Genomic DNA, 12,884 nt, shown 5'->3' on the forward strand with positions numbered 1-12,884 from the left:
ATCGACAGGCGGACCGCCGCGCTTAGCCTGTATAGACAGCAATCTGGTGCATGTTTCCGGACAAATGCACCGAATCGAGGCCTTTCGGGTTATCCTGTATATACAAGTTGGGGCGTCCGGCAACAATGCGAGGCGCGCGACAGCCCGGGCTGCCCGGGGCGAGTGCCGAGCCATCCTCAAGAAACGGAACCAGGAGTACCCATGGTCAAGACGGTAGTTGTGAAAGTCGCTTCGCTGCTGGCAGCAGGCGCATGTGTCGCGAGCCTCGCCGGAACGGCCGCGGCGCAGGAGACCAAGATCGCGCTCGGCATGTCGGGCTGGACCGGCTTTGCGCCGCTCACGCTCGCCGACAAGGCCGGCATCTTCAAGAAGAACGGCCTCGACGTCGAACTCAAGATGATCCCGCAGAAGGACCGCCACCTCGCGCTGGCCGCGGGCGCGATCCAGTGCGCCGCCACCACGGTCGAGACGCACGTGGCCTGGAACGCCAACGGCGTGCCGATCGTGCAGATCTTCCAGATGGACAAGTCCTACGGCGCCGACGGCCTCGCGGTGCGCAACGACGTCAAGGGCTTCGCCGACCTCAAGGGCAAGACCATCGGCGTGAGCGCCCCCGGCACCGCACCGTACTTCGGCCTGGCGTGGATGCTCAACAAGAACGGCATGGCGCTGAAGGACGTGAAGCTCGTCTCGCTCGAGCCCCAGCCCGCGGCGCAGGCCTTCGTGGCCGGCCAGAACGATGCGGCCATGACCTACGAGCCCTACCTCTCGACCGTGCGCGCCAATCCGGCCGCGGGCAAGATCCTCGCGACCACGCTCGACTATCCGATGGTGATGGACACCGTGGGCTGCGCGCCGACCTGGCTCAAGGCCAACGCCAAGGCCGCGGCCGCGCTGACCAAGTCGTACTTCGATGCGCTCGACATGATCAAGGCCGATCCGGCCAAGGCCAACGAGATCATGGGTGCGGCCGTCAAGCAGACCGGCGAGCAGTTCGCCAAGTCGTCGGCCTACCTGCGCTGGCAGGACAAGGCCGCGAACCAGAAGTTCTTCTCGGGCGAGCTGCTCGGCTTCATGAAGGAAGCCGCGCCGATCCTGCTCGAGGCCGGCGTGATCCGCAAGGCGCCCGACGACTACGCCGCCACCTTCGATGCAAGCTTCGTCAAGTAACGCCGTCGCGCAGGCGCAGCCGGTTGCGGCGCGCCCCAGCGCCCCGCCCGCCGCACCGCGGCGGCGCCGCGCGCTCGCGCCGCTCGAACCCGTGAGCGGCCGCGCGCGCGTGCTGCTCGGCCTCGGCTTCTTCGTGGTGTTCGTGCTCGCATGGTCGGTCGCCACGCTCGGCGGCTTCGTGCCGCCGACCTTCCTCGCGAGCCCGGTGACCATGCTCAAGGAGGGCTGGATGCTCTTCGCCGAGTTCGGCTTCATCGGCGACGTGGGCATGACCGTGTGGCGCGTGTTCGGCGGCTTCCTGCTCGCGGCGGTGTTCGCCGTGCCGCTCGGCATCGCGATGGGCACCTGGAAGTCGGTCGAGGCCTTCTTCGAGCCCTTCGTCTCGTTCTGCCGCTACCTGCCGGCCTCGGCCTTCATTCCGCTGCTGATCCTCTGGGCCGGCCTGGGCGAGATGCAGAAGCTGCTCGTGATCTTCATCGGCTCCTTCTTCCAGATCGTGCTGATGGTGGCCGTCACCGTGGGCAGCGCGCGGCGCGACCTCGTCGAGGCGGCCTACACGCTCGGCGCCAACAGCCGCGGCATCGTGGCGCGCGTGCTCATCCCGGGCGCGGCGCCGGGCATCGCCGAGACGTTGCGCCTCGTGCTCGGCTGGGCCTGGACCTACGTGATCGTGGCGGAGCTGATCGGCTCCTCCTCGGGCATCGGCCACATGATCACCGACAGCCAGGCGCTCTTGAACACCGGCCAGATCATCTTCGGGATCATCGTGATCGGCGTCATCGGCCTCGTGTCCGACTTCGCCTTCAAGGCGCTCAACCGCCGCCTCTTTGCCTGGAGTACGTTATGACGGCCCGCAGCCAGCTTTCGATCCAGGGCGTCTCGCGCGTCTTCACGGGTGCCAAGGGCCAGCGCACGCAGGCGCTGCAGCCGATCGACTTCGAGGTGCGCGAGAACGACTTCGTCACCATCCTCGGCCCTTCGGGCTGCGGCAAGTCGACGCTGCTGCGCATCGTCGCGGGGCTCGACTTCCCGAGCACTGGCCAGGTGCTGCTCGACGGCGAGCGCATCGAGGGCCCGGGCGCCGACCGCGGCGTGGTGTTCCAGAGCTACACGCTGTTCCCGTGGCTCACGGTGGCGCAGAACATCCGCTTCGGCCTGCGCGAGCGCGGCATGAGCGAGGCCGACCAGAAGGAGCGCAGCGAGTTCTTCATCGCCAAGGTCGGGCTGCGCGGCTTCGAGCACCACTACCCCAAGCAGCTCTCGGGCGGCATGCAGCAGCGCACCGCGATCGCGCGCGCGCTCGCCAACGACCCCAAGATGCTGCTGCTCGACGAACCCTTCGGCGCGCTCGACAACCAGACCCGCGTGCTGATGCAGGAGCTCTTGCTCGGCATCTGGGAATCGGCGCAGAAGACCGTGCTGTTCGTCACGCACGACATCGACGAGGCGATCTTCATGGCCAACCGGGTGGCAGTATTCAGCGCCCGGCCCGGCCGCATCAAGACCGAGATCGCCGTCGACTTCCCGCATCCGCGCAAGTACACCATCAAGACCTCGCCCGAGTTCATGGCCATCAAGGCGCGGCTCACCGAAGAGATCCGCGCCGAGTCGATGGCTGCTGCGGAGCACTGAGATGAACACGGACAGCCGAACGCAGAAGAAAGACAAAAGAATCGCAGAAGTCGCAGAACGAGAAAACCAAGAATTCCTGGTTTCTTCTTTTTCGCGACCTCTGCGAAATCTTCGCGCCCTCTGCATTCGGCAGTCCGCTTTCGGCAGCGTCCCATGACCGCACCCCGCACCGAGCCCTCGCTTGCGCTCTACGCGCAGGTCAAGGACCACATCTCGCGCAAGATCCAGGACGGCACCTGGCCCGCGGGCCATCGCCTGCCTTCGGAGAGCGAGCTGGTCGCGCAGTTCGGCATCTCGCGCATGACGGTGAACCGCGCGCTGCGCGAGCTGGTGGAGCAGGGGCGCATCGTGCGCATGGCCGGCGTCGGCAGCTTCGTGGCCGAGGCCAAGCCGCAGTCCACGCTGCTGCAGATCGCCAACATCGCGAGCGAGATCCGCCAGCGCGGCCACGACTACCGCTGCGAGATGCTCGCGGTCGAGCGCCTTGCCGCCTCGCCCGACGTGGCCGCCTGGCTCGACATGCGCGCGGGCACCTCGGTGTTCCACAGCGTCTGCCTGCACCTCGAGAACGACACGCCGGTGCAGCTCGAGGAGCGCTACGTCAATCCGCAGGTGGTGCCCGACTTCCTCGAGCAGGATTTCGCGGCCGTGCCGCCGAGCGAATACCTGGTGCGCCACGTGCCCTTCGACCAGATCGAGCATGTGGTCGATGCGGTGCTGCCCACCGCCGAGCAGGCCGGCCGGCTCGCGATGGAGCCCACTGACCCCTGCCTGCTGCTGACGCGCCGCACCTGGACGCGCAACACGCCGGTCACCTGGGTGCGCTGCCTGCATCCCGCCTCGCGCTACAGCCTCGGCAGCCGCTTCCGGGCCGACGGCAATCCTTCCTTCGGCTGAGCGTCCCCGCGCGCATCGCTTTCTTCTCACGCCCCTACTTGTATAGACAGGTTGACCATGACGAACCCTGAAACCCTGACCCTCACACCCGGCCATGTAGACCTCGCGATGCTGCGCCGCATCCAGGCGGGCGGCGTGCAGTTGGCGCTCGATCCTTCGGTGCGCGCACCGATGGCGCAGTCGCAGGCGGCGGTGCAAGGCATCGTCGACAACGACCAGGTGGTCTACGGCATCAACACCGGCTTCGGCAAGCTCGCGAGCACGCGCATCGGCCACGACCACTTGGCCGACCTGCAGCGCAACCTCGTGCTCTCGCACAGCGTGGGCACGGGCGAGCCGCTCGCCGCGCCGGTGGTGCGCCTGGTGCTCGCGACCAAGGCCGTGAGCCTCGCGCGCGGCCATTCGGGCGTGCGGCCGGCGCTCGCCGATGCGCTGCTCGCGCTGTTCAACGCCGGCGTCATGCCGCGCATTCCGTGCAAGGGCTCGGTCGGCGCCTCGGGCGACCTGGCGCCGCTCGCGCACATGGCCTGCGTGCTGATCGGCGAGGGCGAGGCGACGCTCGCCGACGGCCGCGTGGTCGGCGGCGCCGAGGCGATGCGGAGCATCGGCCTCGAACCCTTCGTGCTCGGCCCCAAGGAGGGTCTTGCGCTGCTCAACGGCACGCAGGTCTCGACCGCGCTCGCGCTCGCCGGGCTGTTCGGCGCCGAGAACGTGTTCGCGGCGGCGCTGATGTCGGGCGCGCTCTCGCTCGAGGCGATCCAGGGCTCGATCAAGCCCTTCGATGCGCGCATCCATGCCGCGCGCGGCCAGCCGGGGCAGATCGCCGTGGCCGCCGCGGTGCGCACGCTGCTCGAAGGCAGCGAGATCGTGCCCTCGCACGCCGACTGCGGGCGCGTGCAGGACCCGTACTCGGTGCGCTGCATTCCGCAGGTGATGGGCGCCTGCCTCGACAACCTCGCGCATGCGGCGCGCGTGCTCGTCATCGAGGCCAATGCGGCCTCGGACAACCCCCTGGTCTTCACCGACACCGGTCGAAGTCATCTCCGGCGGCAACTTCCACGCCGAGCCCGTGGCCTTCGCGGCCGACATCATCGCGCTCGCCGTGAGCGAGATCGGCGCCATCGCCGAGCGCCGCATCGCGCTGCTGCTCGACACCGGGCTCTCGGGCCTGCCGCCCTTCCTGGTGCGCGACGGCGGGCTCAACTCGGGCTTCATGATCGCGCAGGTCACGGCCGCGGCGCTCGCGTCGGAGAACAAGTCGCTCGCCCATCCCGCGAGCGTGGACAGCCTGCCGACCTCGGCCAACCAGGAGGACCATGTCTCGATGGCCACCTTCGCGGCGCGCCGCCTCGGCGACATGGTCGAGAACACCGCAGTGGTCGTCGGCATCGAGGCGATGGCCGCCGCCCAGGGCATCGAACTGAAGAGAGGCCTGAAAAGCTCGCCGCTGGTCGAGGCCGAATTCGCGCGCATCCGCCAGCGGGTCGCCTTCCTCGACACCGACCGCTACCTCGCACCGGACATCGAAGCCATGCGCCAGTGGGCGCGCCGTGCCGACATGCCGCCCGTGCTGCTGAACATCCTGCCCAGTCACTCTTGATCAAGGAGATCCATGCCATGAACGCACCCGACAAACTCCCGCTGCAAGACAAGGCCGACCCGCGCCACGACCCCACCCGCGTGATCCGCGCGCCGCGCGGCAGCGAGCTCCACTGCAAGAGCTGGCTCACAGAGGCCCCGTTTCGCATGCTGCAGAACAACCTCGACGCCGAGGTCGCCGAGCGCCCGCAGGACCTCGTGGTCTACGGCGGCATCGGCCGCGCCGCGCGCAACTGGGAATGCTTCGACCAGATCCTCGCCTCGCTCAAGGAACTGAACGACGACGAGACGCTGCTGATCCAGTCGGGCAAGCCCGTGGGCGTGTTCAGGACGCACGAGAACGCGCCGCGCGTGCTGCTCGCCAACTCCAACCTCGTGCCCAAGTGGGCCAACTGGGAGCACTTCAACGAGCTCGACCGCCAGGGCCTCTTCATGTACGGCCAGATGACCGCGGGCAGCTGGATCTACATCGGCAGCCAGGGCATCGTGCAGGGCACCTTCGAGACCTTCGTCGAGGCCGGCCGCCAGCACTACGGCAACAGCCTCGCGGGCAAGTGGATCCTCACGGCGGGCCTCGGCGGCATGGGCGGCGCGCAGCCGCTCGCGGCCACGCTCGCGGGCGCGGTCTCGCTCAACATCGAATGCCAGCAGGCCAGCATCGACTTCCGCCTGCGCACGCGCTACGTCGACAAGCAGGCGCGCGACATCGACCATGCGCTCGAACTCGTCAAGCAGCACTGCGATGCCAAGGAGGCGGTCTCGATCGCGCTGCTCGGCAACGCGGCCGAGGTGCTGCCCGAGCTCGTGAAGCGCGCGAAGGCCGGCGGCCTGAAGCCCGACCTCGTGACCGACCAGACCTCCGCGCACGACCTCGTCAACGGCTACCTGCCCGTGGGCTGGAGCGTGGCGCAGTGGCAGGCCGCGATGAAGGACCCCTCGCAGCACGCCGCGCTGCGCAAGGCCGCCGCGCAGTCCTGCGCGGTGCACGTGCAGGCCATGCTCGACTTCCAGGCCATGGGCATTCCCACGGTCGACTACGGCAACAACATCCGCCAGGTCGCGTTCGACGAAGGCGTGAAGAACGCCTTCGACTTCCCGGGCTTCGTGCCGGCCTACATCCGGCCGCTGTTCTGCGAGGGCAAAGGGCCGTTCCGCTGGGTCGCGCTTTCGGGCGATCCCGAGGACATCTACAAGACCGATGCCAAGATCAAGGAACTGTTCCCCGACAACCACCACACCCACCGCTGGCTCGACATGGCGCGCGAGCGCATCGCCTTCCAGGGCCTGCCCGCGCGCATCTGCTGGCTCGGCCTCGGCGAGCGCCATCTCGCGGGCCTGGCGTTCAACGAGATGGTGAGGAAGGGCGAGCTCAAGGCGCCGATCGTGATCGGCCGCGACCACCTCGACACCGGCTCGGTCGCGAGCCCCAACCGCGAGACCGAGGCGATGAAGGACGGCACCGACGCGGTCTCCGACTGGCCGCTGCTCAACGCGCTGCTCAACACCGCCGGCGGCGCCACCTGGGTCAGCCTGCACCACGGCGGCGGCGTGGGCATGGGCTACTCGCAGCATTCGGGCGTGGTGATCGTGTGCGACGGCACCGAGGCCGCGGCGAAGCGCATCGAGCGCGTGCTGTTCAACGACCCCGCCACGGGCGTGATGCGCCATGCCGACGCGGGCTACGAGGCCGCGATCGCGACCGCGAAGAAGCAGGGGCTGAAGCTGCCGATGGTGCGCTGAGCCGGACAAAGGTAAGCCGAAGGTAGGAAGAAAAAGCGCGCCGATTCCCACTCGGTGGGAATCGGCGCTTGGATGTGGGAACGACGGGCCAGATACTGCACGCCATTTCCCGTGACCGCCGCCCGATGACGCCGACCGAAGCCTCCGCCCACAACGACCGCGCCCTGCGCGTGCTGTCGGTGCTGGCGCAAAGCAAGTCCGCGATGACGGCGGCCGAGCTGGTGCAGGCCACGGGCCTGTCGCAGAGCACGCTCTACCGGCAGATCGCGCTGCTGCGGCGCTGGGGCTTCGTGATGGAGTCCGACGGCCGCTACTCGCCGGGCCCGGTGAGCGTGCAGCTCGCGAGCGGCTTCGACGGCAACTCCGACCTCGTGATGGCCGCGCGCGCCGACATGCGCGCGCTCGCGCAGCAGAGCCACGAGAGCGTGGCGCTGGTCACGGCGGTCAACGACCGCGTCGTGTGCCTCGAGATGATCGACAGCGAGCAGTCGCTGCGCTGCTCCTTCGACCGCGGCCGCAGCGTGCCCGCCAAGGACGGCGCGAGCGCCAAGTGCCTGCTGGCCCACATGCCGCTCGACCAGCGCGATGCGCTGCTCGACGCGCTCGGCGAAAGCCCCGAGCAGCGCGCGGCGCGTGCCGCCGAGCTCGATGCGATCCGCGAGGCCGGCCATGCCGTGACGCACGGCGAGGTCGATGCCGGCGTCTGGGGCGCGAGCGCGCCGGTGCTCGCACCGGGCCGGCGCCTGCGCGGCGCGATCACGCTGATGGCGCCGCTCACGCGCGTCGAAGGCATGGAAGCTGCATTGCTGCACATGACGGTCGTCACCGCGGCGCGCATCTCGCGCGCCCTGCCATAGCGCCTGTTCCTTTTCTTTCTTTCTCTTCCTTTTCCAAACCACGAAAGCTCCCCGACCATGAACACCCGTCGCACCTTCGTCGCCGCCGCGCTCGCCGGCTCCGCCATCCTCGGTTTCGCCGGCGCCGCGCAGGCCCAGGGCGAGCCGCTGCGCGTGGCCACCGACGCCACCTTCCCGCCGATGGAGTTCATCGAGAACGGCAAGCGCACCGGCTTCGACGTGGAACTGGTCGAGGCCGTCGGCAAGGTGCTGGGCCGCAAGATCGAGTGGATCGACATCGACTTCAAGGGCCTGGTGCCGGGCCTGGTGTCGAAGCGCTTCGACATGGCCGTGTCGGGCATCTACATCACCGACGAGCGCAGGAAGGTCGTCGACTTCACCAACCCCTACTACGCGGGCGGCCTGGTGGTGATGGTGAAGGAGGGCAACACCGCGATCAAGACGCCGGCCGACATCAACGGCAAGAAGGTCAGCGTGCAGGTGGGCACCAAGTCGGTGGCCTACACCAAGGAGAAGTTCCCGCAGGTGCAGCTGATGGAGGTCGAGAAGAACCAGGAGATGTTCAACCTCGTCGACATCGGCCGCGCCGACGCCGCCGTGACCGGCAAGCCCGCCGCCTACCAGTACGTGCGCACGCGCGGCGGCCTCAAGGTGCTGCCCGAGCAGATCACCACCGAGGAATACGGCATGGCCATCCGCAAGGACACGCCCGAACTCACCAAGGCCGTGAACGGCGCGCTCGACAAGCTCAAGGCCGACGGCACGTACGCGCAAATCGTCGCCAAGTGGTTCAGCACGGCCACCAAGTAATGTCGGCTCCCCGGCTTTTCACGCGCTGCGCGCGTGTAACTCCACCCCCCGCGGGGGCGGCGCGGCCGGCTTGGGGCGGCCCGGCGCTCGGCCGCGAAAGGCACTGAAATGGATCTCGACTTCTCGCCGGTCCGGGAAGGCTGGCCCGCGCTGCTGCGCGGCGCGCTCGTCACGGTGGAGATCACCGCCTGCGCGCTCGCGCTCGGCTGCGTGGTCGGCCTCTTGGTCGGCATCGGCCGGCTCAATCCGAAGCGGCGCTGGCTCTACGGCATCTGCACCGCCTACGTGGCGGCGATCCGCGGCACGCCGCTCCTGGTGCAGCTCTTCATCCTGTTCTTCGGCCTGCCGCACTTCGGCATCCTGCTGCCGGCCTTTCTCTGCGGCGTGCTCGGGCTCGGCGTCTACTCCGGCGCCTACGTGTCGGAGATCGTGCGCGGCGCGATCCAGTCGATCGACAAGGGCCAGACGCTGGCCGCGCAGTCGCTCGGCATGACGCCGGCCGTGGCCATGCGCGAGATCGTGCTGCCGCAGGCCGTGGTGCGCATGATCCCGCCGCTGGGCAACGAGTTCATCGCGCTGATCAAGAACTCGGCGCTGGTGTCGCTGCTCACCATCCACGACGTGATGCACGAAGGGCAGAAGATCATCAGCGTGTCGTACCGCTCGCTCGAGGTCTACCTCGCGATCGCGCTCGTGTACTTCGTGCTCACGGGCACGATGACGCTGGTGCTGCGCCACTTCGAGCGCAAGCTGGGGCAGGGCGGACTGGTGCGATGACGGGGTCCGCTGTCTGTCTCCCTCCCCTCCCGGGGGAGGGCGGGGGTGGGGGCGCGCGGCGCCCGATGAGGCATTGCGCTGAACCCGCGCCGCTTGCCCCCATCCCGACCTTCCCCCAGGAGGGGAAGGGGCAGGATTCGGCAACGACGGTCGTGCGTCGCTTCTCCCGCGCCTCGCTGCCCGCCACGCCGTGGAAGAACGGCGGCGGCACCACGCAGGAGATCGCCAGCTGGCCCGAGGGCGCGGGGCTCGACGCTTTCGGCTGGCGCGCGAGCATCGCGACCATCGCGCAGCCCGGTCCGTTCTCGGTCTTCGCGGGCATCGACCGGCAGATCATGCTGCTCGAAGGCGACGGCGTGCGCCTGTTCACGCACGACGGCCGCATCGACCACCGGCTCGATGCGCCGCACCGTCCCTTCGCCTTCAGCGGCGACGAGGCCATCGACTGCACGCTGCTCGGCGGCGCCTCGGCCGACTTCAACATCATGACGCGGCGCGGCCAGTGGCGCGCCGAGCTGCAGGTGCTCGAGGCGGCCGCTTGCATCGCGCCCGCGCCGCACGGCCTGCTGCTGGCGCTGCGCGGCGACTGGCGCTTCGGCGACGCGCGCTGCGCCGAAGGCGAGGGCCTGTGCTGGACCGGGGCCGCGCCAGAGCCCTGGCAGGCCCGCCCCGCGCAGGAAGGCGCGCGGCTGGCTGCGGTGCGCATCCTGCCGGCGTAAGCTGCGGCAACGAAAAAAGAGAGCACCCACAGATGACATCCGCCCCTCGCCATCCCTCGGCCGACGGCCTCTGGACCGGCCTGCGCCTCGCACCCGGCGCTGCGCCGGGCACCGGGGCAGAAGACGATGCCGCGATCGCCGTCACCGGCGGCACCGTGCGCTGGGCCGGCGCGCGCACCGCGCTGCCGGCCGAATTCGCGAAGCTGCCGCTGCACGACGGCGGCGGCGCGCTCGTGACGCCCGGCCTCGTCGACTGCCACACCCACCTGGTCTACGGCGGCCAGCGTGCGAACGAATTCGCGATGCGGCTCGCGGGCGCCAGCTACGAAGAGATCGCCAGGGCCGGCGGCGGCATCGTCTCCTCGGTCCGCGCCACGCGCGAGGCCGACGAGGACGCGCTGTTCGCGCAGGCCGCGCCGCGCCTCGAACAACTGCTCGCCGACGGCGTCTGCGCGATCGAGATCAAGTCGGGCTACGGCCTCGCGCTCGCGCACGAGCGCAAGCAGCTGCGCGTGGCGCGCCGGCTCGGCGAGGCCTACGGCGTGACCGTGCGCACCACCTTCCTCGGCGCGCATGCGCTGCCGCCCGAGTACGCGGGCCGCAGCGGCGACTACATCGACCTCGTCTGCCGCGAGATGCTGCCCGCACTCGCGGCCGAAGGCCTGGTGGACGCGGTCGACGTGTTCTGCGAGCGCATCGCGTTCTCGCTCGCCGAGACCGCGCAGGTCTTCGAGGCCGCGCGGGCGCTCGGGCTGCCGGTCAAGCTGCATGCCGAGCAGCTCTCCGACATGGGCGGCGCCGCGCTCGCGGCACGTCATGGCGCGCTCTCGTGCGACCACATCGAGCATCTCTCGGCCGAGGGCATCGCCGCCATGCGGCAGTCCGGCACCGTGGCCGTGCTGCTGCCTGGCGCCTACTACACGCTGCGCGACACGCACCTGCCGCCCATCGACGGCCTGCGCGCCGCCGGCGTGCCGATGGCCGTCTCGACCGACCACAACCCCGGCACCTCGCCCGCGCTGAGCCTGCTGCTGATGATGAACATGGCCTGCACCCTGTTCCGCCTGACCGTGCCCGAGGCGCTGGCCGGCGTCACCGTGCATGCGGCGCGCGCGCTCGGCCTGCAGGACACGCACGGCGCCATCGCGGCCGGCATGCCCGCCAACTTCGTGCTCTGGAACGTGCGCGAGGCGGCTGAGCTCGCCTACTGGTTCGGCCAGCGGCCGGTGCGCACCGTGGTGCGTCAGGGCCGCATCGCGACCGGAGGCGCTCCCGCATGACGACAACGACAACAACGACGACGAAGATGCTTTTCGCGCCCGATGCCCTGCTGCCCGACGGCTGGGCGAAGAACGTGCGGCTGGCGTGGGACGACGCCGGCCGGCTGGTGCAGGTGCAGGCCGGCGCCGCGCCGGTGGCCGGCGTGCCGGTGGCGCGCGGCCCGGTGATCCCTGGCATGCCCAACCTGCATTCGCATGCCTTCCAGCGCGCCTTCGCAGGCCTGACCGAGTACCGCGCCGAGGCCACCGACAGCTTCTGGAGCTGGCGCACGCTGATGTACCGCTTCGCCGCGCGCCTCGGCCCCGCGCACATGGAAGCGATCGCCACCTGGCTCTACGCCGAGATGCTCGAGGCCGGCTACACCAGCGTCTGCGAGTTCCAGTACGTGCACCACGACACCGACGGCCGCCCCTATGCCGACGACGCGACGCTGAGCCTCGCGCTGCTGCGCGCTGCGCGCAAGACGGGCATCGGCCTCACGCTGCTGCCGGTGCTCTACCAGACCAGCGGCTTCGGCGGCCTGCCGCCCAGCGAGGGGCAGCGCCGCTTCATCCGCAGCACCGACTCGATGCTGCGGCTGCTCGAGGCGCTCGCGCCGGCGTGCGAGGCGCAGGGTTCCCGCCTGGGCCTCGCGCCCCACTCGCTGCGCGCCGTGCCGCCCGCGGCGCTGGCCGAGGCGCTCGCGGGGCTCGATGCGATCGACCCCACGGCGCCGGTCCACATCCACATCGCCGAGCAGACCAAGGAGGTCGACGACTGCATCGCCTGGAGCGGGCAGCGGCCGGTCGCCTGGCTGCTCGACCATGCGAAGGTCGATGCGCGCTGGTGCCTGGTGCATGCCACCCACATGGACGCGGCCGAATACGAGCGCGGCGCGAAGAGCGGCGCAGTCGCGGGGCTGTGCCCGACCACCGAGGCCAACCTCGGCGACGGAATCTTCGACTTCGCGGCCTGGCGCCACCATGGCGGCGCCTGGGGCGTCGGCTCCGACAGCCATGCCAGCGTGAACGCCGCCGAGGAACTGCTGATGCTCGAATACAGCCAGCGCCTCGCGCGCCGGCAGCGCAACGTCGGCGCCGAGGCCGCGCATCCGCACGTCGCGACCGCGCTGACGCTCGGCGCGGTGCGGGGCGGGGCCCAGGCCGCGGGCCGCGCCGTCGGCGGGCTCGCGGTCGGGCAGCAGGCCGATTTCGTGCTGCTCGACGGCGCGCACGTCGCGCTGCAGGGCCTCTCCGCGGCCGATGCGCTCTCCTCGCATGTGTTCGCGAGCCATCGCACTTCGGCGATCGACGCGGTGTGGGTCGCCGGCGTGCCGCGCGTCACGGCGGGCCGCCATGCGCTGCACGACGAGGCCGCCGCCGCCTTCACCGCCGCGCGCGCCGAACTGCTCACGGACCATTGA

11 protein-coding genes and 1 pseudogene are annotated in these 12,884 nt (G+C 70.0%); all 12 read left to right on the plus strand.

Features of this window, described 5'->3' with window-relative positions; all coding sequences use genetic code 11:
- The first annotated feature begins 201 nt into the window (after positions 1-201).
- The 12 genes and pseudogenes from M2165_RS10570 (at position 202) to M2165_RS10625 (ending at position 12,884) form a co-directional block, all read left to right on the plus strand.
- Positions 202-1,170, plus strand: coding sequence for an ABC transporter substrate-binding protein (locus tag M2165_RS10570; protein ID WP_280814603.1), 969 nt, complete (start codon positions 202-204; stop codon positions 1,168-1,170).
- The gene (locus M2165_RS10575; protein ID WP_280814604.1) at positions 1,151-2,017 is read left to right on the plus strand and encodes an ABC transporter permease; all 867 of its coding nucleotides are present in this window, start codon (positions 1,151-1,153) and stop codon (positions 2,015-2,017) included. Before M2165_RS10570 ends, M2165_RS10575 begins: the two co-directional genes overlap by 20 nt.
- A complete protein-coding gene (locus tag M2165_RS10580) occupies positions 2,014-2,802 on the plus strand; it encodes an ABC transporter ATP-binding protein (protein ID WP_280814605.1) in 789 nt (262 codons plus the stop codon). The genes M2165_RS10575 and M2165_RS10580 overlap by 4 nt, the downstream gene beginning before the upstream one ends.
- 153 nt (positions 2,803-2,955) lie before the next feature.
- Positions 2,956-3,699 (plus strand): histidine utilization repressor, encoded by a 744-nt coding sequence (gene hutC, locus M2165_RS10585; RefSeq protein ID WP_280814606.1) that lies wholly within the window; start codon positions 2,956-2,958, stop codon positions 3,697-3,699.
- Between the two features lie 57 nt (positions 3,700-3,756).
- Positions 3,757-5,299 (plus strand): annotated as a pseudogene (gene hutH / locus M2165_RS10590) (histidine ammonia-lyase).
- A 17-nt stretch (positions 5,300-5,316) separates the two neighbouring features.
- Positions 5,317-7,038: a urocanate hydratase gene (gene hutU, locus M2165_RS10595; protein ID WP_280814607.1), complete on the plus strand. Its 1,722-nt coding sequence runs from the start codon at positions 5,317-5,319 to the stop codon at positions 7,036-7,038.
- Positions 7,039-7,163: 125 nt separating this feature from the next.
- Positions 7,164-7,895 carry an IclR family transcriptional regulator gene (locus tag M2165_RS10600; protein ID WP_280814608.1) on the plus strand — a complete coding sequence of 244 codons (732 nt, stop codon included), beginning with the start codon at positions 7,164-7,166 and terminating at the stop codon, positions 7,893-7,895.
- Between the two features lie 57 nt (positions 7,896-7,952).
- Positions 7,953-8,705 (plus strand): transporter substrate-binding domain-containing protein, encoded by a 753-nt coding sequence (locus tag M2165_RS10605; RefSeq protein WP_280814609.1) that lies wholly within the window; start codon positions 7,953-7,955, stop codon positions 8,703-8,705.
- 108 nt (positions 8,706-8,813) lie between these two features.
- The gene (locus M2165_RS10610) at positions 8,814-9,482 is read left to right on the plus strand and encodes an amino acid ABC transporter permease (protein ID WP_280814610.1); all 669 of its coding nucleotides are present in this window, start codon (positions 8,814-8,816) and stop codon (positions 9,480-9,482) included.
- Between the two features lie 152 nt (positions 9,483-9,634).
- Complete coding sequence (locus M2165_RS10615) at positions 9,635-10,201, plus strand: HutD family protein (RefSeq protein WP_280814611.1); 567 nt, start codon at positions 9,635-9,637, stop codon at positions 10,199-10,201.
- Positions 10,202-10,233: 32 nt separating this feature from the next.
- Positions 10,234-11,481 (plus strand): imidazolonepropionase, encoded by a 1,248-nt coding sequence (gene hutI, locus M2165_RS10620; protein WP_280814612.1) that lies wholly within the window; start codon positions 10,234-10,236, stop codon positions 11,479-11,481.
- Positions 11,478-12,884: a formimidoylglutamate deiminase gene (locus M2165_RS10625; protein WP_280814613.1), complete on the plus strand. Its 1,407-nt coding sequence runs from the start codon at positions 11,478-11,480 to the stop codon at positions 12,882-12,884. Before hutI ends, M2165_RS10625 begins: the two co-directional genes overlap by 4 nt.

The organism is Variovorax sp. TBS-050B (assembly GCF_029893635.1).
Lineage (GTDB): Bacteria > Pseudomonadota > Gammaproteobacteria > Burkholderiales > Burkholderiaceae_C > Variovorax.